We start from the raw sequence: 20,194 nt of genomic DNA, 5'->3' as shown, positions 1-20,194 counted from the left end.
CTAAACATAAAAAGGGCCCTTTTCATAGAATTGGGGCGGGATTTTACAAATCCCACCCCAACTATTGACAAAGAGCCTTTTGAAAATGCCAAACCATATACACAGACCCGTATCCACAGCCCATATCCACAGACCCGCATCCGCTCACCCATCCAGGCACGCCTTCAGCCTGTCCCCGGCCTCCCGTATGCGCTCCCCGTCCCGGCTGTCCAGTGCTGCTTCAAATGCCTGCATCAAGCTTTCAATCCGGCTCCTCCGTTCCCCCGTGCTCTTCTCATAGCACTGCTCCCCCAATAAAAGCAGGAGCCGGTTTTCTTCCTGGTCCCTGGGAGGAATCTTCAGATAGGAAAGGGCCTCCATCCTGGCCTTGATTTCCTCGTCCGTCATGGTGTTATGCCTGCCCTTGATGATCTGTTTCTTCACCTTCCCGGTGGAAACCACCTTCACCTCCACCTCCAGGATGGAATTGATGTCATAGGTATAGGTCACGTCCACCGCCTCTGCCCCTGCCGTATTCTTCGGCACCTGGATATCCAGGCTTCCCAGCAGCAGGTTGTTGGCGGTGAGGCGGCTCTCCCCCTGGTACACTTCAATGCGTATCCTGTCCTGGTTATTGCGGATTGTGTAAAAACGTTCCGTGCGGCTGGCAGGAATGACCGTATTGCGCTCAATGATTGGGCAGAAATGCCCGGCCTCATAGACGCCTTCCCGGCGTTCCCGCGCCACCTCGGTTCCCAGGGTAAACGCGCATACGTCGGTCAGGATCATTTCCCTGACCTCCCTGTTCCTGCTTTTCATGGCTCCCTGGATGGCGGCCCCCAATGCCACGGCCTCATCCGGGTGCACGGACACATCCGGGAACATATGGAACAGCTTCACCACGAAATCCTTAACCACCGGCATGCGCGTGGCTCCGCCCACCAGCACGACCTGGTCAATGTCCTGCAGCTTCAGATGCGCATCCGCGATGCTCTTCTGGATGGGCCTGCGTATGCGCTCCAGAAGCGGCTGGCAGAGCTTCCCATATTCCGTAAGTTTCATGGACAGGTCCTTTTCCTCCTCCTTTATCCTGCAGCGCATCTTTACAGTTTCTTCCAGGCTGAACCGTTTCTTGGAGTTCTCCGCCGCCTCATGGACAGCCGCCCGCTCCTTCCATTCCAGCCCATCCTCCTTAAGCCCGTTCCTTTCATAAAACTCCTGTTCCAATATCCTGGTAAAATCCTCGCCCCCAAGATAGTTGTCCCCGGCCACGGCCCGTACCTCAAGGATTGGGCCGCTAAGTTCCAGGATGGACACGTCAAAGGTGCCGCCGCCCAGGTCAAACACCAGGAATCTTGTATTCTCTGTTTTATCGTACAGGCCGTATGTGATGGCGGCGGCCGTTGGTTCGCTGATAATCCGCTCTACCTTAAGCCCTGCCAGTTCCCCGGCCAGTTTCGTGGCCCTTCTGCGCTTGTCGTCAAAATACGCGGGCACGCTTATGACCGCCTCCTGGACCTGTTCGCCCAAAAAGCTTTCCGCATCCTCCTTCAGGGAACGCAGGACCATGGCGGACAGGTCTTCCGGCCGGAACTTGTGCCCGCCCAGGTCATATTGGCGTTCGCTTCCCATGAAACGTTTGAATAATTCCGCTGTCCGCTCCGGATGAAGGAGGCCGTATTCCCGGGCAGTCTCCCCTACCAGTATCTGCGCCTTCCCATCCACCGCCACCACGGACGGGGTCAGGTTCTTCCTAAGGCGGTTGGGGATGATGCACGCCCGGCCATCCACAAAGCAGGCGGCCAGGCTGTTGGTTGTCCCCAGGTCTATTCCGATTATCATTGTATGCACGTCTCCTTTTCCAGCATTTTAACAGCCATCCGGGCATCTTTATTGCATCCCAGCCAGATGACCTGGTCTGCCCGGGCAAATGCCATAAGCGCCTCCTCCTTCTTATGGTCCAGCATGAGCAGGAATCCCCTGGCTTCCAAAAGTTCCGTACACCCGTCCTCATCGCACCACCAGCACATCCCCCGCTCCTCATCCATCAGCCGGAAATATTCCCGGGCCTCATCATGGCGTCCCGTGAAATAGGACCAGCAGAACAGATTATAAAGCACCTGCCTGGACTCCGTGGTCGGCCTGGTCAGCAGTTCCTCCATGGAGAGGCCCAGGTCGGAACACTCCGTATAGTCCGACTCCAGCCTGGCCCTGTATAAATCCCCGAATTTCCTGGCTTCCTTAAGGTCATTCCTCCAGTAATGGGTCCGTATGAGCATCTTGGTCAGGCTCCGGTAATAGCCGTATTTCTTCATCCGGCTGGCTATGTCATAGGCCCTTGAGAGATAATCCAGGGCCTTATCCAGATTGCCGAGATAATACCATGCTTCCCCCACGTTCTGGCACACTAAGGCCCGGCCTTCTTTGTCTCCTGCTTCATCCGCCAGCGCCTCCCGTGCAATGCCCTCTGCCTCACGGCATTTATCCCAGATTTCCCCGCCGGGGTTTTTCCGGAATTTCAGCCAGATATTCAACACGGCCTCAATCCGTTTTCCTTCTTCCTCCCAATCATCACAGCACCTTTTATCCAGGTCCGTGCTTCCATATTGCTCCCTTATCCACCCAAGGGCCTTGTCGTGGCGCCCGGCCTCTGCCTCCAGGTCCATCAGGTTTTCCAGGCATTTTTCCCGGCCGTCCGCTGTCAGGTTCCTGTCCAGGGCTTTTGTAAAATATTCAATTCCCTGGTCAATCTGTTTCATTCTGAGAAAGCACTGGAATACCCGCTTAAAGCATTCCTCTTCATCCGCCCCGAACTGGTCGCTGGCTTCCAGGCTTTTCCCACAGCACGCAATGGCTTCCTCATATCTTCCCAGGACCCGGAGGATTTTTCCCTTTAAAAGCCACATGCCGCTGTCCCCGTCCATTTCAATGCCCTGTTCAATCTCCTTAAGGGCCTTGTCATATTCCTTCATGTGCAGGTAGATATCCGCACGCCGCCTGAAGTTTTCTGCCCCCGGGCCGAACTTTTCTTCCAGCAGGTTGGTGTAATACAGGGCTTTTTCCCCATATTCATTCTGCAGGGTCCTGGTGTATTTCTGCTTGTAGAGCACGCTGAGCCTCCAATAGCAGTTGGAGGATTCCGGGTTCTTTTGAAGCGCCTTATCATAGTATCCGATGGCCTTGTCCCATTCCCTGAACCGTTCATGGCACCTGGCAATATAATAATACAGCCTTTCGTAATCCATCCCCTGCTTCTCACATTGCTTCAAATGCAGGTACGCCTGTTTTGGACGGTTCCCATATTCAATCCAGTATCTTCCCAGTGCGTATCTGGCTGACAGCGATTCCCGAAGCCGCAGCGAGATTTCCGCATACCTGCAGTCCAGCCCCAGCTTCTTATATTTGTTGAATTGGTTGCCGCTGTCATTCAGGAATGCCCGCTTCAGGTAGGCATCTGCCAGTAATTCCCTGGATTCCTTATTCTGTTCCAGGTGGCGGATGACCGCCGCCGCATACCGGTCCGCCCGGCGCCAGTCCTCCGCGTCTTTTGCCAGCCTGTCCAGCACCCCAATCCGCTCCACCAGCAGCTCACTGCTGTTTACCCCGGCCTGTCCCGCGTCATCAATGACCCTCAGGGCATTTTCATACTTTCCGTATGCCTTAAATACCCTTACTGCCCTTATGTATATCTCCGGGTGTCCGTCATATATCTCCCTGGCCCGCAGGAAAGCGTCCACCACCTCCTGGTCCTTGCCCAGCCTTTCGCATGCCTCCTGAAGATAAAAGATGGCCCAGTAGACCCCGTCATCCATCTTGAGGATTTCCCTGCACTGCTTTTCCATCTCCTGGTAATCCTGTCTGTCCCGCAGGACCATCACCTTGTACAGCCTGTAGTCCACGTTATCCGGTTCCAGCAGGACAGCCTGGCTGTGGGCAGCCAGCGCCCGGTCCGAAAAGCCCGCGGCCTGCTCCCGGTTCCCGTCTTCCCGCCTTATCTCCTGATGATAGAGGTCCCGCCATACGCGGCCTTCCACGTGGAAGCTTCTGGCCTGGCTGGCCTTCTGGCCGCCGGATTCCTGGCTTCCAGACTTCTGGTTACCGTTTTCCTGACCGACGTTTTCCTGCTTAAGACGCATGCGCCACAGCCCTATCTCCTCAAGCGCCTCCCCGCTCCTGCCGTCCAGCATGTTAAGCATGGCCATCTGCTCATGAAAATCCGGCGTGTCCGCGATATATTCCGGATGTGCCTCAAAGAACCGCCTTCCCTCACCGCCCTGTTCCGAATGGACAAAGCAGCGGGCAAGAAGCAGGGCCTCCTCCTGATTAAGTCCTTCTGTCCTGGATGTGTAAAGGCGGATTATCTCCTGGTCCGCCTGTCCCAAAAGCCTGCGCGCCTCCTCGGTGCGTTCCAGCTTCCCGGCATTCCACACATGTTCCCTGGCCTTTTCCCAATTCCCCTCCTCTGCGTCCAGCCTGGCCAGACCCATAAGAGCTTCGTAAGCCCCATCGGACGTCCTTCTCTTCCCGCACAGATAGGCTGCATACAGTCCTCTGGCCTCTGTGCGGCAGCCGCAGCTTATAAGGATGGAAACCACTGGCATGTAAACCTGCTCATCCTCCCGGTTTTCCATGATCAGGGAACGGGCCATCCCGGCAGCCTCCTCCGTCTTCCCTGTCAGGGCCAGATATTCAGCCTGCTCCACACCATACCATGGATGGTCTATGCCCAGCGACGCCAGATGCAGCAGCGCCCCGCCTCTTTCCTCCAGTTCCTCCGGGGCGCCTGTCTTCTCCTTGTTCCGCAATGTGAAAAGGGCGCTGATGAAGCCATCATAATCAGCCTGTGTGTCTCCCTGAAGCCTGTCCATGGGAAATTCCCGGCCGTCATCCGTATCCAGCCGTTCCAGCATGAAATCCACGAATCCCTCAGGCAGATGCTCCCTGAACTCCTGATGATTCTTTTCAATAAGAAAGGTCCTGTCTAATATTTTCCATATCTTTACAGGCAATCTGAAGTGCTCAGACAGATACGAGAACATGGCCCATTTAGCCGGTTCCCCACTGTCCACAGACCCAAGCACCGGCTCCCTTAAAAGGCTGTCCCATTCCGCTGGATCCAGACGCCTGGGCAGGCTGGTGTAAATGTCAGCCAGCTGTCTCAGGAAAATGCCTTCCGGCCCGCTCTCCTCCATCCACCCTGCACTTTGTATTTCCTCATCCGCAGGTGTCCTGGCATATCCAACCGCTTCCTCATAGGCCCGCCTCAACCGTTTAAACCCTTCTGCGTCATCCTCCGGATTAGAAGTTAACAGAAGCTTCCGATAGGCTGCCCGGATTTCATCTTCATCCCTTGTCTCCTCAATTCCCAAAATCCCGAATATCTCCTGAACGTTCAAGCTGCTCCTCCTTATGGTTTCCCCTGACATCTTACTCCTTAGAATTATAACTGAGTTTTCCAGTATCTGCAAGATATCATGCGCCCATGGCTGTAGGTCAGGACACCTGACAGTATTTTCACCAGACAGCATTTCCGGCTGCAGTTTTCTCAGGCAGCTGTCTGCTCCCGCAGATAGAAAATGGGGATGCCATAAAGGCATTTCTGCCTCCTGCATCCCCATTTCCCCTGGTCCGTTATTTGGTCCGTTATCCGGTCCGCTATCTATCCCTTACTGCTGGCAGGGATCGGTATGCATATCAAACTCAGGGTTAAACGCATAGAAATTCCGGCTGTCCAGTTTATCCTGGGTAATCCTCAGGCACTCCCCAAACCGCTGGTAATGGACCACCTCGCGCGCCCTCAGGAACTTAATCGGCTCGCATACGTCATAGTCCTTAACAACACGGAGGATGTTGTCATAGGTGCTTCTGGCCTTCTGTTCCGCAGCCAGATCCTCATGGAGGTCCGTAATCACATCGCCCTTGGACTGGAACTCACATGCGTTAAACGGGATTCCGCCTGCTGCCTGTGGCCAGATTCCGGTTCCATGGTCAATATAGTAAGGGCCAAAGCCCTGTTCTACCAGCTGCTCTGCCGTCAGGTTCCTGGTCAGCTGATGGACGATGGCTGCCACTATCTCCAGGTGGGCAAGCTCCTCTGTTCCTATATCCGTGAGCGCTGCCTTGCACTCTTTGTACGGCATGGTGTAACGCTGGGACAGATAACGCATGGAGGCTCCCATTTCCCCGTCAGGTCCGCCGTATTGGGACATTATGAACTGTGCCATCTGTGCATTTGGTTCCTTGATATTAACAGGAAATTCCAGTCTTTTTTCATATATCCACATTTATGAGCACACTCCTTCCCATGGCCATGGATCGCTGACCCAGGACCAGTATTCAGTATCCTTGTTGGCACTGGCGGTCAGGGGACCGAACTGTGCCTCATATGCCGCTGCCGCACTCTGGTATGCTGCCAGCATCTGATTATAGTAATCAATTGCCGCTGCATCACAGGGATGGGTGTCTAAATAGAGGTTGGCGTCAACCACGGCAAACCCTGCCTCATCTACCTGACGCAGCATGGCTCCCTGTGAAACATTATAATCGAAGTTGGTCATCTGCCGCACCTCCCATAATTAAACTGAAGATCCAGGTCAGGGAAAATGGTCCCCTGTACCAGTCCCCTTTCAGGGGCATAGGTGGTCTGCCACTGCTGCCACGGAACATAGGCCATTGCAACCGGGTGCTGCTGTTCCAGACATCCCGGCTCCGTTGACACACAGTCCATCTGATTCATATCAGGGTACTGTACGCCCATGAATGATTCAGCAGGAGTTACATTATAATCATTGTTTACAGCCCAGGGAAATGTGTTCATATCCGGATAATCCGTCTGCCTGAAAGAACCGCAGCTATTAGGGCCGGAGGTGTTGCAGGACACGTGTCTGCAGCCGCAGCCGCAGCACTGTCCCCTTACATCTGTATAAGAGTCCATATGATGGAAACTCCTTCCATTAACTTTTCTTTATTAATAGTTTATGTGGTTCCCAAAGGACCGTGACAGAATAATCCCCTGAAACAATCAGTAACACTTTGTCTGACTGTCCCATATGATATAGTACAAACCAATAAAAAAGGAGATGCGATATATGTGTTGTTTTAGATTTGGATGTGGATGTAGATGTAATCGTTGCTGTTGTGGATTTGGTTGTGGAAATATCGGCTGTGGCTGCGGCTGCGGTAATAACAATAGTGGATGCGGTTGTGGCAATAACAGCGGCTGCGGCTGTGGATGCGGCAATAACAACAGCGGCTGCGGTTGCGGCAATAACAGCGGCTGTGGCTGCGGCTGCGGCAATAACAGCGGCTGTGGCTGTGGCTGCAGACGTGACATCTGTGCAGGTGAGAGACGCAGGGCATATAGGGAAGGCTTCCGCAACGGATACTGGGAAGGCTTCAATGACGCAAGCTGGGGAAGGCCCTGTGGATTCCCTCAGCCCCGCGGCGGCGCTGCCCAGGCGCCGGTTGCAGTAGATGCAGGCGGATGTGGGTGCAACAACTAAACAGCTGGACTGACAGCTGATATTAATACACGGGGGTTCCGGTTGGAACCCCCTTTTTCATGACCCTTTTTCATTATATATCCTGATTATGCGTTTCACGGCATTGACAACCCCTGCAGCCTTGGTTTATAGTGTTCTTTAGATTATTTTCAGCGGAGGAGAAAAACATGAACGCACAGAAACTGGAACAGATACAGAAGGTCTTTGCAAATGACCGGTTTGCCACTGATAACGGCGCTGTCATCGATGAAGTAGATGATGGATATGCAAAATGTTCGTTGGAAATACAACCACATCACCTCAATGCGGGAGGAACCGTCATGGGCGGCGCCATCTTTACCCTGGCTGATTTTACCTTCGCAGTGGCCTCCAACTGGAATAAACCCCTTAACGTGTCCACCACTTCCCAGATTACATACCTTGGCACTGCAAAAGGCGCCCGCCTGGTTGCCGAGGCCCGCAAGGTTAAAGAAGGACGGAGCACCTGCTATTACCTGGTAGACGTATCCGATGACCTGGGCAATCCGGTGGCCCATGTGACTGCCAGCGGTTTTATAAAAAGCGGCACCCAGCTGGTTAAGGATTTGCCGGGAGATGAAGGAAGATAATACAGATATATATCCGGTTTATGATACCCCAACACGAGGCAAAAAGGGCCGGACAGTCCTCCCCATCTGTCCGGCCCTTTCCATTGCATACTTCATTCCATATTCATTTCAACATATTCCACACCTATCAGCACATCCCTCATCTTAACATATGCCACACCTACCAGCACATCTCCTCATTGGTATACAGCACCAGTCCGCCATCCTCGATGGCCTTTGCCGCCGCCGCCCCGTCGGATGCCTTTACAATCATGGCACGCCTGTTTGCGGATGCCAGGGCATACATATATTCAATGTTCAGTCCCTGGCTGCACAGTATATGGGTCATCTTGTGCATCTCGCCCACCTTGTCCTCCAGCTTCACTGCCAGCACATCGGTCAGCATGGCGGAAAAACCTTTGTTCCTCAGGCCGTCCTTGGCCTTCTCAGGGTCGGATACAATCATCCTCAGCATACCGTACTCCGTGGTATCAGCCATGCTCAGCGACAGGATGTTAATGTTCTCCTCCTTCAGCACTTCTGTTACCTGCTCCAGCCTTCCTTCGCGGTTCTCAATGAATACAGACAATTGCTTTACAAACATATCCATACCTGCCTTTCCTAAATCAGTTTCCTGTTATCAATTACATGCTTTGTCTTTCCCATGCTGCGTTCAATGCTCTTTGGCTCCACCAGCTTCACCTTGACGGCCAGCCCGATGGCGTTCTGGATGACATGGGCAATCTTGCCCGTCAGGTTCTCCAGTTCCCGGATCTCATCGGAGAAGAAACGCTCTTCCACCTCCACCTGCACTTCCAGTGTATCCAGGTTATTAATCCGGTCAACAATCAGGAGGTAATGGGGAGTGGTGCCGCCCATTTCCAGAAGGGCGGATTCAATCTGGGACGGGAATACATTGACACCGCGGATGATCAGCATGTCGTCGGTCCTTCCCGTGAACCTTGCAATCCTGGCAGTGGTCCTGCCGCATTCGCAGACCTCGTGATTAATGCTGGTCAGATCCTTGGTGCGGTAACGGATAAGCGGCAGTCCCTCCTTGGTCAGGGTGGAGATGACCAGTTCGCCTTCCATGCCGTCCCGCAATGGTTTCAGGGTCTTCTGGTCCACGATTTCAGGCAGGAAATGGTCCTCATGGATGTGAAGTCCCCGGTGGAACTGGCAGTCCGTCGCCACACCCGGCCCCATGATTTCGCTCAGACCATAGATATCGTGGGCATGGATTCCCAGCTGATGCTCAATCTGGGCCCTCATCCCGTCGGTCCATGGCTCGGCCCCGTTGATGGACGCCTTCAGCTTAATCTGGTCCCTTACCCCCATCTCCTCAATGGTTTCCGCGATGTGCAGCAGGTAGGAAGGGGTACACATGATTCCCGTCACCCCGAAATCCACCATCATGGTCACCAGCTTCTTGGTATTGCCAGTGGACATGGGCACAACCGTGGCCCCCATTTCCTCTGCCCCGTAATGGGCGCCCAGGCCGCCTGTGAACAGGCCGTATCCATAAGCCACCTGTATGGTGTCCTCCTTGCCCAGGCCAGCCATGGTGATGCATCTTGCCACACACTCGCTCCACACATCAATATCCTTCCTCGTATATCCCACCACGGTCGCCTTTCCCGTGGTGCCGCTGGATGCATGGATGCGGGTAATCTGGGAATTATCCACTGCAAACATGCCGAAGGGATAGGTATCCCTCAAATCATCCTTGGTGGTGAACGGCAGCTTATCCAGGTCCTCGATTCCCTTGATGTCGCCTGGTTCCAGGCCCTCTGCCTGCATTTTCTTCCTGTAATACTCCACGTTGTGGTACACACGGTCCACCAGCTTTGAAAGCCTTGCGCCCTGCAGGTTTGTCATCTCATCCCTGCTCATACATTCCTTTGCCTCATTCCAAATCATCTGACTGTAAACCCTCCGTATTTTTTAGGATATTTTTAATCTGCCAGCCGTACCGCTACAGTGAAAGCGCATATCCAATCTCAAAGGCCTGCTTATTCACTTCAATGGTCTTTGGCGGTACGGTTGTCTCAATCACGCGCAGCCAGTCTTCCTTCTCAAAGCCCATGTGCTTTGCCGCCGCTCCCAGGACAATGATGTTAAATGCCTTTGGGGCGCCCAGCTTCTTGGCCTCGGCCGTGGCTTCCACCACAATGGCCCTGCGTTTCTCCTTCAGTGTCTCAATCACATCCTCAGGATAAGCAGCCACCCCTGTCACCACCGTGATGGGGTCGATGCGCCAGTCATTGACGATCACCACGCCGTCCTTTTTAAGGAAATGCAGATAGCGCAGTGCTTCCAGGCGCTCAAATGCAATGAGCACGTCCGCCTGTCCCTCCTCCACAATGGGTTCATTTACCTTGTCACCATAACGCACGAAGGTCACCACGCTGCCGCCCCTCTGGGCCATGCCGTGTACTTCGGATAATTTTACATCATATCCCGCATTGATTGCAAGCTTTCCAAGGATACGGCTGGTAAGAAGGGTCCCCTGGCCGCCAACGCCTACAATCATGATATTCTTTGAAGTCATATTATTCACCCGCCTTTATCTGCTCGATTGCATCGAATTTACAAAGCTGCATGCACAGGCCGCAGCCATTACACATGGTTTCATCAATGGAAATGGTCCCGTCCTCATTCTTGGTGAGGGCCGGACATCCGGGCCTTAAGCATGCGCCGCACTTCTTACACCGGTCGGACAGCGGCCTGCACTTGTTGGGGAATCTGATGCCTTTTAACAGGGCGCAGGGTGCCTTTGTGATGATGACGGAGACAGCTTCCCTTGCCACCTCGCGCTTGATGACTGTTTCCAGTTCCTTCTGGTCAAATGCATCCACCTCATAGACATGTTCAATGCCCAGGGATTTACACAGCCCTGTGATATTGATGGCAGGCACCACCTGGCCCTTTAAGGTCTTGCCGGTGGCTGCGTGGTCCTGATGACCTGTCATTCCTGTGGTGGAGTTATCCAGGATGATGACCGTGCCGGTGGCCTGGTTGTAGACCATGTTCATCAGCGAGTTGATTCCCGTATGCATGAAGGTGGAGTCGCCGATCACGGCTACCCAGTTGTGGATGTAATCCTTGCCCTTTGCCTTCTCCATACCGTGAAGGGTGCTGATGCTGGCGCCCATGCAGATGGTGGTGTCAATGACACTAAGGGGCGCCACCGCGCCTAATGTATAGCAGCCGATATCCCCTGCCGCGTGGATCTTTAGTTTGTTCAGCACGGTGTACACGCTTCTGTGGGGACATCCCGGACAGAGGATGGGCGGCCTTGCAGGAACCTGGGCCGCAGGGTCAACCTCCAGTGTCTGGCCCAGCACCCGCTCACGGATCAGGTTGGCGCTGTACTCGCCCTGGACCGTGAATATCTCCTTGCCTACCGCTTTCTGGATTCCCCAGGCCTTGACCTGTTCCTCCACAACCGGCTCCAGCTCCTCGAATATGTAAAGCTTATCCACCTTTGCCGCAAATTCCTCAATAAGCTTTCTTGGAAGCGGATTCAAAAGCCCCAGCTTTAACACGGACGCCTCAGGCATTGCCTCCTTCACATAGTTGTATGCAATCCCGCTGGTGATGAAGCCCACGGACAGGTCGTTGTATTCCACCCGGTTGATGGGAAGACCATCCGCATCCTCTGCCAGCTGTTTCATACGCGCTTCCACCACCACATGGCGCTTGATTGCATTGCCGGGCATCATCACATATTTGGCAACATCCCTTTCATACGGGATATCAAAGGGTTCCGCCCTGTCCTCCAGTTCTACCAGTCCCTGGGAATGGGACAGCCTGGTGGTGCTTCGCAGAAGGACCGGGGTGTCGTATTTTTCGCTTAAATCATAAGCATATTTCATGAATTCTTTTGCTTCCGCGCTGTCGGAAGGCTCCACCACAGGAACCATGGCAGCCCTTGCGACCATACGGCTGTCCTGTTCATTCTGGGAACTGTACATGCCGGGATCATCCGCCACCACCAGCACCATTCCGCCTCTCACGCCGGTGTAGGCCGCTGTATAAAGCGGGTCCGCAGCCACATTCATCCCCACGTGCTTCATGACGCACATGGAACGCACGCCTGCTATGGACGCGCCGATTGCCACCTCTGTTGCCACCTTCTCATTGGGGGCCCACTCCGCGTAAATCTCATCATACTGCGCCAGGGACTCGCTCACTTCCGTACTGGGCGTTCCCGGATATGCGGCCGAAACCTTTACCCCCGCCTCATAGGCGCCTCTTGCAATGGCTTCATTGCCAAGTAAAATTTTTTTCTCAGACACTTTATCTTCCTTCCTTTCACTGTAATCTCCAATGGTATGTATCTGCCTGCATTTTATCAGACCCCGTCCTTGTCAGCGCGAAGGTCTGTTACCCGTTTGGCCTTACCCTCAAAACGCTGGAGGGTATTGGGGGATACCAGCTGTATCTTGGCATCCAGGCCCAGCATCAGGCGCATTTTCTCCCGCAGGCTGTAATCCAGCTTCTCCAGGGCAGCGTAGGAGTCCATCATGCTCTCTGCCTCTACTTCTACTTTTATGGTAAGGAGGTCGGAATGGTTCTTCCTGTCCACCACAATCTCGTAGTTGGGTCCAATTCCTTCCGTGTTAATCAGGACTTCCTCAATCTGGCTCGGGAACACATTGACGCCGCGGATCTTCAGCATATCATCCGTGCGGCCTGACAGGTTCTCCATCCTGGCCGTGGTGCGGCCGCATGGACATGGCTCATACATGAGCCGTGTAATATCCCTTGTACGGTAGCGGATTAAAGGAAGCGCCTCCTTGCTGATGCAGGTAATGACCAGCTCGCCCTTCTCACCCGCCGGAAGCACCTGTCCTGTCTTGGGGTCAATTACCTCGGCGATAAAATGGTCCTCGTTGATGTGCATGCCCTTAAGCTCAAGACATTCCCCCGATACCCCCGGTCCCATGAGTTCGCTCATGCCGTAGTTCTGGGTCAGGTTCACATCCTCCCCCCAGACCTTGTGCAGTTCGCCCCGCATGGCCTCGGTCATCAGTTCGCTTCCCAGCACCAGGCTTTTTACATGCAGGTCCTTTTTGGGGTCAATCCCCATCTCCAGGGCCACCTCCGCAATCCGCATGGCATAGGACGGGGTCGCCACTAACAGCGTGGTCTCAAAATCCTTCATGTACATAAGCTGCTTCTGGGTATTGCCGGTGGAGGAAGGCACAATGGCCGCGCCCACCTTTTCCAATCCGTTGTGAAGGCCGAGGGCGCCGGTAAACATGCCATAGCCAAAACAGATCTGGGCAATATCCTCATCCGTCGCGCCCCCAGCCACCGCAAGCCTGGCCACGCACTCCTTCCATACTTCCAGGTCATTTTCCGTATAACCCACGACCGTCGGCTTGCCGGTCGTGCCGCTGGACGCGTGGATCCTGCGCAGCTGTTTCCTGGGCACTGCGAACAGGCCGTAAGGATAGTTGTCCCTCATATCCTGCTTTGTTGTAAATGGAAGTTTTTCCAGGTCCTTCAGGGTCTGTATGTCTTCCGGCTTCACACCGGCAGCTTCCATCTTGGCACGGTAAGCGGGCACCCTCTCATAGTTGCGGGTCACCGCTTCCTTCAGGCGGGTTAACTGAATGGCTTCAATTTCCGCTCTGGACATTGTTTCCTCTTTTGCCCATATCATTTTGTCTGACCTCCTTTTCCCTGCGGCCCTGTCTCTGTCGCACTTTGACGTATCAACGAATTGGCGCAGCGTAATGTCTGGCGATATTATACCATCTTTTTTTGGGTTTGTCTGCTGTTTTGATGCAAATTTCATGAATGAGGGATGGGTGGCGGGGAGGCTACGTCTGCGAAGCGGGGCAGGGCGGACGGCGGCGGGGTGGACGCGGGGTTTTGGAGGGGCAGCTTCTAGGGTGTGTTTGAAAATTGCTTTCCGTCAGCTGTGCGTCCCACTTTGTGGGAGATTTGGTCCCAATGAGGGAGGCGTAGCGGGCTACGTTGACCGAATTGGGGCCAAATATACCGCAAAGTGGGACGTACAGATGGCGGGAATGAATTTTCAAACACACCCTTAGGGCCTGACAGCCGGAAAGACGGGGGATCGGTGCTATTCGCTGAGAAACTCTGAAGAGCTTTCTCAGCTCAGAGCACCTTGGATTCCTGCTTTGATGCAGGAATCCACCCCCGCCTTTCCGGCTGCCAGGCCCTAAGAAGCTGCGGCCTCCTCCACTATGCGTCCGCCCCGCCGCCGCCCGCCCTGCCCCGCTTCGCAGACTGTGTATTCCGGCCGTGACTTAGGGGGATTACTCATACACAGGGGAGTAGGGTTGTGACGGTGAGGGGTGGGTCATTTTTGGAAGATATCCAGGGCGTGGCTTGTCAGGCCCTGGACATCTTTGCGTTCGCAGGTGGCGAAGTGGTATTGCATGTATAAGTTAAATTGCCGGGCGTCCATGGCGTCTATGGATTCGCGTATCAGGAGGGCGCAGCCGTCGGATGCGACGTAGTGGAGCCGGGTTGTGGGGAATACGGACATTATGTGGTCGATGTCTTCCTTGCGGACAAGTTCAAACAGGTCTTTGGGCTGGGACCTGGCGGCGAATGTCCGGGAGTCGATTAAGCCTTCTTTTATGTATTGCGCGACGTTGATGGTCTGGCGGTTGAATCCTTCATCCAGGAGACAGCCGTCGGATATGACGTAGGCTGCGAATATCTTACCGCCCTTTTTGGTAACGCGGATTGCTTCGCTTAGGGCCTGGCGTTTGTCCTGCGTATTGTAAAGGTGGTACAGGGGGCCTAACAGAAGGGTGATGTCGTATTGGTTGTCCGGGTGGGCGGACAGGTCCGTGGCATTGCCTTGGGCGATGGTTATGTTTTCACCTGGCTGGGTGTTCCGGCGGAATATTTCTATGTTGCGGTCTACCAGTTCTACCGCGTCAACGGTGTAGCCCTGGCGCGCAAGGGCATGGGAATAACGGCCGGTCCCGGCGCCGATTTCCAAGATGCGGGAACCGGGTTTTATGTATGCCTGGATGTAGCGCATGGTGGTGAGGAATTCTACTGAGCCGTGTTTTGAAGCCAGACGGGCATCCTCGTCATAGTGGTTATAAAAATCTGTTATGTATTGGTCTGTTATCATGGGCTGCTCCTTTTATGAATAGGGTCACACGGTACATATATGCTGATGGATGATGCCTGATATCTGCGTTGGGGGCAGTGGGCTGGCGCCGTCAGATGGAGGGGTTCCAGTCCGGGTTTTCCGGTTTTATGAATGCGGATAAAAAATTTGTCAGCATTGTCTCGGCGCTGGTCCTGCTCAGTGCCAGCTTTTTGGTTGCTGTCAGGACTGCCATGCCGTGGGTGTAAAGGAACAGGTCTAAATAAATTACCTTTGCCCGCTCTGGTTCCACTCCTATGGCCTTGGAAAACAAGGCCGCCTTTTTTTCGTTGCCGGCTTCTTTGTAGAAGTCTTTTGCTTCTGACATGTCTAAATCCATGTCGTTTATGAAAAGAAGCTTGAATAAATGGGTTTCTTCCCGGGCGAATTCTATGTAGGACAGGGGCAGGAGGAGATAGGGGCTGACTTTTACGGAATTCCCATAACCGGTTACATATTGCTCGTAATATCCATATGCATATTCCAGGAATCCGGCCTTTAATTCGTCCATGTTTTCGTAACAGGTAAAAATCGGACGGGTGGAGCATTGCAGTCTGGCTGCAATGCTCCTGGCGTTGACTGTCCCGAATCCTGTTTCTCTAGTGATGTCTAAGACGGTATGTAATATCATGTCCTTGGTTATTCTGGCTTTTGGCGGCATGTGGGTCCATCCTTCTTTTTTGGTTTTTTATGCAACATATGTTGTGTAACTATTGTTGCATAATAAGCTGGATGTGTCAAGAGGAAAGTTTGCCTGGACCGCTGATTGTCATCAAAACCTATTTGGGGAATGCGTATATATGGAATCCCGCCCTTGCCATAACGGCATGGAACAGATAAAAAATCAGAACCAAAAAGCCCTTATAGACGTTTGGTTCTGATTTTGTTCCCATACCATCTGTTCCTTAAAAGTATGGATTTAATTTTTATATATGGTATACGGATTTCCCCTCGATATACTTCGCCACGATGTTCCTGTCATCCCCTGCCTGTATCAGCCGCTCAATCCTCTCACAGGCAGAACGCCGGTTTAGGTCCGCAATGGAAGTATCATCCAAAACCACTGCGTCAAACAGGTATCCAGGCTCAAAGCTTCCTGCATTTCCCCAAAAACTGCCTCCTCCCTTTGTGGCCAGATAGAATGCTTCCGACCAGGAAAGTCCCTTCATGGGGGCGTCCGGGTCTCCTTCACGCTCTTCCGCTCCCCATCTTACACGGGACGCCAGGATTGCGTGTTTGATTACCTGGAACATCTCAAGGCGCCCCACGCCTGCCATATCCGTGCCAAGTCCCACGGCAATGCCATTATTGAGATACTCCCGGATTGGAGCGGTATTGGCTGCAAACATATTACATTCCGGGCAATGGGCAACCATTACATTTCTCTCTGACATCAGCTTCATCTCCGCCTGGTTCGGGAACACGCAGTGGGCCATGACTGCCGGAACCTCTGACCCCAGAAGCCCATACCGGTCGTATGCCTCTCCATAACATTGAAGGCCCGGCTCCAGTTCGTTCACCCACTTGATTTCATCCAGCCCCTCAGACAGATGGGACTGGACCGGAACCTTGTACCGGGCCGCCAGACTGCCAAGTCCCTCTAAAAGACTGCCGGAGCAGGTAGGTACATACCTCGGAGTAATGATCGGCTTCACCGAGCCATATAATCCATGGCAATCCAACAGCCACTGCTCTGTCTCATGAATACTTTCCCGGGCAGTCTCAATCAGGCCATCCATGGAATTGCGGTCCATATTCACTTTTCCTACATATGCTGCAAACCCTTTTTGATACAGAAGGGACATAAGCAGTTCCGTGGCCGGCCTGTGGATGGTGGCAAACATCACCGCCCGCGTGGTAGTGGTCTTCATCAGGTCCCCTGTAAAACGGTCGTATGCCCTGTATGCATAGTCCAGATCCCTGTAGTGGCTTTCCTCAGGAAATGCATATATATCAAACCAGGTTCCCCATCCATCCGCGTCAATATTGCGTCCTAACCCCCGGAATCCATACTGCGGCGCATGGAGGTGCATGTCGCAGAGTCCCGGGATTATGACATGGCTGCCGTAATCCTTCACCGGAATATCCCTGTACTGCCCTGGAAGTTCCGGGAAAACCCCGGCTGACAGCCCATTTTCACATACAATGTATGCCTGTTCAAAGCAGATGAAACTTTCTTTTTCCTCTGTATATACAACCGTCCCTTTCAGGGCAAATGTCCGTTCATCCATCATGCCGCCCTGCCTTCCTTTTTATTCTTTCCTTCCCAGAAATAATAGGCCGGAAGTCCGGTGGCCACTACTACAAAAGCGCTGAACAGACTTTTATAAGGAGCCCACAGGAAGGTGGAAACCAGAAGGATGACATTTGCGCCCACGGAAAGAATTGTCATGAGCAGCCAGGATGGACATTTCCAGGATGGGTCATAGCCCGGTTTTTTATGCAGGCTGAACATGGTTGCAAATGAAAGGGCATTCTTACACAGGGCAACAAAGGAGAAGAACCCCATCAGCGCGCCGATATCAGCTGCAAACACAAGTATGATGGAAACCGCGCAGGAATACATGATGGAGTTAGCCGGTGTCTCCCATTTTGGATGGATTTCTGCAAATTTCCGGAAGAACAGGCCGTCCTTGGCCATGGCGTACTCAATCCTTGGCTGGCACATGATGGTTCCGTGCAATGATGCTATGATAACCACGATTGCAATAAACGCGGTAATGACCCCGGCGGCTGAGCCGATAACCGGTATCTGCGCGGCTGCCTCTGCCACAGGTGCGGATGAGCTGAACAGCTGTTTCATCGGAAGAAGCCCGGTGACAGCAGCAGCCAGACTGGTATAGATGGCAATGATCACAAACACAGTGATGATCAGTGCCTTTGGTATGGTCTTCTCAGGATCCTTCACCTCACCTGCCATGGAACACGCGGTTGCCATTCCCGCATAGGACCAGGTGGTAGCGGAAACGCCTGCCAGCAGGGCCTTGAATCCGGTTGCCGCACCTTCAACGGCCGGCGCACTGATCATGGTCTTATTCATGGAAAACAGGCCCACCCCAATAAGAAGTGCAAAGAGGAGCATTTTGAAGCTGGTCATAAATGTAAGGAACCTTCCTCCCACTTCCACGGAACGCATATTGATGGCCATAAATACCACAATCAGTGCGGTTGCCAGCAGCTTAATACCGATGCCGGCAATGCCCGGAATGAAAAATGCAATATAATCCGCCAGCGCCAGTGCCATGATGGAATAGGAGGGCGGGTCCCCTCCCCAGAACGTAGTCCATCCACACAGGAATGCCAGCGGCCTGCTCCCTGCTTCCCTGAACCAAACATAAAATCCCCCGTCATCCGGACAGGCAGCCGTGATTTCAGCAGCCACCATGTTCTGAGGTATCATGATGATGCCTCCTATAATGAATGCCAGGATTGTTATGGCTGCGCAGCCAGATGCGGCAGCTACCTCACCAACCGAAGAAAATATACCTGATCCGATTACCGTGCCGACTCCCAGGGAAACCACTGCCCCTAACCCAAGCTTCCTCTTCAGTTCCCCCGGTTGTCCATTCCCCTGTTCCTTCCCCTTATCCATAAAAGGACCTCCTTGTCATGTGCTTTTATTTTGACTGAATCCAGGGATGCGCGCTTCCTGTTTCTGAATCTAATTAAACACCATGACATAGACATACTGTCAACATGAAATTTCAAGTCTTTTTATTAAAAATCTAAAGTTGACTGTAAAAGTCCTCATTTGTACTCTGCCAAAAAACAATACTCCCCCAGCAGATCCCCCTCTCCGTAGGATTCAATCACTGAGTAGGTCAGGACATTTTCATCCAATTCCCTGATTATCCCAAGGCCGCATGACCGGAATTCATCCTTAAGCGCCTTCAGTATGAACCTGTCTTTATAAGAATCAGGAAACATGCGTCTGTTATTGGCCAGTGTCCTGCTGCCTTTTTTTATATAAGTAAAAATACCTGCGGCGCGGGTTCCTTTATGGACAAATGGCAGCATGGCACGCTCAAGGGATGGCAGGTTAAAGCCCTGGACAACCTCCGTATGGAAATAATCCAGCACAATATCCACCACTCCTTTCCTTAAAGGATAGGACAGGGTGCTGTCCACAAGATAAAGGATTTTGTGGTTTTTGTCCATGGCTTCTATCATGTCCTTAATATCCCGTATCACTGACAGATCCGAATCCGCGATGATATATAATGCATCCGGATCCAGGTATAGGATTCCCGTGCTCAGGAAGCAGATTGTGTTTACAAAATTTTCCAATACTACTTTATTTTTCAGGGGCTGGTCCTGAATCTGTTTCAGGATCCAGTAAAAATTCTTCTGCAGCTGGCTGACCCCATCCGGTTTCAGACGCCCGTAGGTTTCCCTGTTCCTGTCTATTGGTACAATCCTCAGTCCGTCTTCCTGTTCCCCGCCAATGTAAATGCCGCCGCATATCCCGGCATGATAACCGCAGCTGCATGATACATGGGCGCTTTCCAGCTCCAGTTCCGCAATCCTGGCATCTTCATATGTAAACGTCCCACCACACCGCGGGCAGCAGAGCAGGGACAGCATTTCCAGGGGGATTCCCCTTTTTCTATGCCCCATCCCCTGTTCCAGCTCATCGAACTGCTGTTTCAGCGCATGGCACGCCTGGGCAATGCGCTGTTCCTCCTGGCAGATGCGCCTGTGCACCTGCCTGAGAAGAGTCAGTTTACGATGTTTTTTCTCCTGCAGCTCCATACCGTCATCCCGTTCCCATGCAAGCCACTCCCCAACCTCCTGCAGAAGGAATCCATCTCCTTTAAGTTCCAGGATTTCCTTAAGCTCCAGGCTGGATGCCTGGTCAAAATACAGCTGTCCGTCCTTTTTACCGGGATGCAGAAGGCCCAGCTGGATATAATAACGCACGGTCCTCACTGAAATCCGGTTCTCCCTGGCAAATTCATGAATTTTCATGCCCATAC

18 protein-coding genes and 1 pseudogene are annotated in these 20,194 nt (G+C 53.1%); 3 read left to right on the top strand and 16 right to left on the bottom strand.

Going from position 1 to position 20,194, the window contains the following annotated elements; genetic code table 11:
- Positions 1 to 144: 144 nt before the first annotated feature.
- The 5 genes from LK536_RS55450 to LK536_RS55430 form a co-directional block, all read right to left on the bottom strand.
- Entirely contained in the window at positions 145 to 1,821 is a 1,677-nt protein-coding gene (locus tag LK536_RS55450; protein WP_227796648.1) for an Hsp70 family protein, read from the bottom strand.
- Positions 1,818 to 5,375: a tetratricopeptide repeat protein gene (locus LK536_RS55445; RefSeq protein WP_227796647.1), complete on the bottom strand. Its 3,558-nt coding sequence runs from the start codon at positions 5,373 to 5,375 to the stop codon at positions 1,818 to 1,820. The genes LK536_RS55450 and LK536_RS55445 overlap by 4 nt, the downstream gene beginning before the upstream one ends.
- 270 nt (positions 5,376 to 5,645) lie before the next feature.
- Complete coding sequence (locus tag LK536_RS55440; protein ID WP_008719137.1) at positions 5,646 to 6,263, bottom strand: manganese catalase family protein; 618 nt, start codon at positions 6,261 to 6,263, stop codon at positions 5,646 to 5,648.
- Positions 6,264 to 6,536, bottom strand: a complete 273-nt coding sequence (locus LK536_RS55435) for a spore coat protein CotJB (RefSeq protein WP_008719139.1) — start codon at positions 6,534 to 6,536, stop codon at positions 6,264 to 6,266.
- Entirely contained in the window at positions 6,533 to 6,913 is a 381-nt protein-coding gene (locus LK536_RS55430; protein ID WP_227796646.1) for a spore coat associated protein CotJA, read from the bottom strand. Before LK536_RS55430 ends, LK536_RS55435 begins: the two co-directional genes overlap by 4 nt.
- 170 nt (positions 6,914 to 7,083) lie before the next feature.
- Here LK536_RS55430 and LK536_RS55425 point away from each other — a divergent pair, with 170 nt between their 5' ends.
- Complete coding sequence (locus LK536_RS55425; RefSeq protein WP_227796645.1) at positions 7,084 to 7,452, top strand: hypothetical protein; 369 nt, start codon at positions 7,084 to 7,086, stop codon at positions 7,450 to 7,452.
- A gap of 196 nt (positions 7,453 to 7,648) precedes the next feature.
- On the top strand, positions 7,649 to 8,089 hold the full coding sequence (locus LK536_RS55420) for a PaaI family thioesterase (RefSeq protein WP_227796644.1): 441 nt from the start codon (positions 7,649 to 7,651) through the stop codon (positions 8,087 to 8,089).
- Positions 8,090 to 8,249: 160 nt separating this feature from the next.
- On the opposite strand, the gene LK536_RS55415 is transcribed toward LK536_RS55420, so the two are convergent.
- From LK536_RS55415 to LK536_RS55390, 6 genes and pseudogenes are all read right to left on the bottom strand, one after another.
- Positions 8,250 to 8,678: an ACT domain-containing protein gene (locus LK536_RS55415; protein WP_008719157.1), complete on the bottom strand. Its 429-nt coding sequence runs from the start codon at positions 8,676 to 8,678 to the stop codon at positions 8,250 to 8,252.
- Positions 8,679 to 8,689: 11 nt separating this feature from the next.
- Positions 8,690 to 9,988 (bottom strand): phenylacetate--CoA ligase family protein, encoded by a 1,299-nt coding sequence (locus LK536_RS55410; RefSeq protein ID WP_008719159.1) that lies wholly within the window; start codon positions 9,986 to 9,988, stop codon positions 8,690 to 8,692.
- 55 nt (positions 9,989 to 10,043) lie between these two features.
- Entirely contained in the window at positions 10,044 to 10,619 is a 576-nt protein-coding gene (locus tag LK536_RS55405) for an indolepyruvate oxidoreductase subunit beta (RefSeq protein ID WP_227796643.1), read from the bottom strand.
- A gap of 1 nt (position 10,620) precedes the next feature.
- Positions 10,621 to 12,369: an indolepyruvate ferredoxin oxidoreductase subunit alpha gene (gene iorA, locus LK536_RS55400; protein ID WP_008719163.1), complete on the bottom strand. Its 1,749-nt coding sequence runs from the start codon at positions 12,367 to 12,369 to the stop codon at positions 10,621 to 10,623.
- Between the two features lie 56 nt (positions 12,370 to 12,425).
- Entirely contained in the window at positions 12,426 to 13,742 is a 1,317-nt protein-coding gene (locus LK536_RS55395) for a phenylacetate--CoA ligase family protein (RefSeq protein ID WP_120057752.1), read from the bottom strand.
- 160 nt (positions 13,743 to 13,902) lie between these two features.
- Positions 13,903 to 14,064, bottom strand: a pseudogene (locus LK536_RS55390) (DUF6783 domain-containing protein); the annotation flags it as partial.
- Between LK536_RS55390 and LK536_RS55385 the strand changes: the two are divergent.
- Entirely contained in the window at positions 14,002 to 14,136 is a 135-nt protein-coding gene (locus tag LK536_RS55385; RefSeq protein ID WP_329602258.1) for a DUF6783 domain-containing protein, read from the top strand. The pseudogene LK536_RS55390 and the gene LK536_RS55385 overlap by 63 nt on opposite strands.
- A 272-nt stretch (positions 14,137 to 14,408) precedes the next feature.
- Here LK536_RS55385 and LK536_RS55380 read toward each other — a convergent pair whose 3' ends face one another.
- The 5 genes from LK536_RS55380 to LK536_RS55360 all read right to left on the bottom strand — a co-directional run bounded on the left by LK536_RS55380 (position 14,409) and on the right by LK536_RS55360 (position 20,186).
- Positions 14,409 to 15,200, bottom strand: coding sequence for a class I SAM-dependent methyltransferase (locus tag LK536_RS55380; RefSeq protein WP_227796642.1), 792 nt, complete (start codon positions 15,198 to 15,200; stop codon positions 14,409 to 14,411).
- Positions 15,201 to 15,291: 91 nt separating this feature from the next.
- Positions 15,292 to 15,729: a TetR/AcrR family transcriptional regulator gene (locus LK536_RS55375; RefSeq protein ID WP_506092252.1), complete on the bottom strand. Its 438-nt coding sequence runs from the start codon at positions 15,727 to 15,729 to the stop codon at positions 15,292 to 15,294.
- 415 nt (positions 15,730 to 16,144) lie between these two features.
- Positions 16,145 to 17,452, bottom strand: coding sequence for an amidohydrolase family protein (locus LK536_RS55370; RefSeq protein ID WP_051400666.1), 1,308 nt, complete (start codon positions 17,450 to 17,452; stop codon positions 16,145 to 16,147).
- Entirely contained in the window at positions 17,449 to 18,810 is a 1,362-nt protein-coding gene (locus LK536_RS55365; RefSeq protein ID WP_227796641.1) for an amino acid permease, read from the bottom strand. Before LK536_RS55365 ends, LK536_RS55370 begins: the two co-directional genes overlap by 4 nt.
- A 155-nt stretch (positions 18,811 to 18,965) precedes the next feature.
- Positions 18,966 to 20,186: a MerR family transcriptional regulator gene (locus LK536_RS55360; protein ID WP_227796640.1), complete on the bottom strand. Its 1,221-nt coding sequence runs from the start codon at positions 20,184 to 20,186 to the stop codon at positions 18,966 to 18,968.
- Between the last annotated feature and the right edge of the window lie 8 nt (positions 20,187 to 20,194).

This window comes from Clostridium pacaense (genome assembly GCF_020709765.2).
Classification (GTDB): domain Bacteria; phylum Bacillota; class Clostridia; order Lachnospirales; family Lachnospiraceae; genus Enterocloster; species Enterocloster hominis.
This window is presented reverse-complemented; position numbering and strand designations above follow the sequence as displayed.

Coding starts and splice junctions, on each gene's coding strand:
- LK536_RS55450 (WP_227796648.1), bottom strand. CDS start 1,821: ATGATAATCGGAATAGACCTGGGGACAACCAACAGCCTGGCCGCCTGC.
- LK536_RS55440 (WP_008719137.1), bottom strand. CDS start 6,263: ATGTGGATATATGAAAAAAGACTGGAATTTCCTGTTAATATCAAGGAA.
- LK536_RS55435 (WP_008719139.1), bottom strand. CDS start 6,536: ATGACCAACTTCGATTATAATGTTTCACAGGGAGCCATGCTGCGTCAG.
- LK536_RS55430 (WP_227796646.1), bottom strand. CDS start 6,913: ATGGACTCTTATACAGATGTAAGGGGACAGTGCTGCGGCTGCGGCTGC.
- LK536_RS55420 (WP_227796644.1), top strand. CDS start 7,649: ATGAACGCACAGAAACTGGAACAGATACAGAAGGTCTTTGCAAATGAC.
- LK536_RS55415 (WP_008719157.1), bottom strand. CDS start 8,678: ATGGATATGTTTGTAAAGCAATTGTCTGTATTCATTGAGAACCGCGAA.
- LK536_RS55410 (WP_008719159.1), bottom strand. CDS start 9,988: ATGATTTGGAATGAGGCAAAGGAATGTATGAGCAGGGATGAGATGACA.
- LK536_RS55405 (WP_227796643.1), bottom strand. CDS start 10,619: ATGACTTCAAAGAATATCATGATTGTAGGCGTTGGCGGCCAGGGGACC.
- LK536_RS55395 (WP_120057752.1), bottom strand. CDS start 13,742: ATGATATGGGCAAAAGAGGAAACAATGTCCAGAGCGGAAATTGAAGCC.
- LK536_RS55380 (WP_227796642.1), bottom strand. CDS start 15,200: ATGATAACAGACCAATACATAACAGATTTTTATAACCACTATGACGAG.
- LK536_RS55375 (WP_506092252.1), bottom strand. CDS start 15,729: ATGGACGAATTAAAGGCCGGATTCCTGGAATATGCATATGGATATTAC.
- LK536_RS55370 (WP_051400666.1), bottom strand. CDS start 17,452: ATGATGGATGAACGGACATTTGCCCTGAAAGGGACGGTTGTATATACA.
- LK536_RS55365 (WP_227796641.1), bottom strand. CDS start 18,810: ATGGATAAGGGGAAGGAACAGGGGAATGGACAACCGGGGGAACTGAAG.
- LK536_RS55360 (WP_227796640.1), bottom strand. CDS start 20,186: ATGAAAATTCATGAATTTGCCAGGGAGAACCGGATTTCAGTGAGGACC.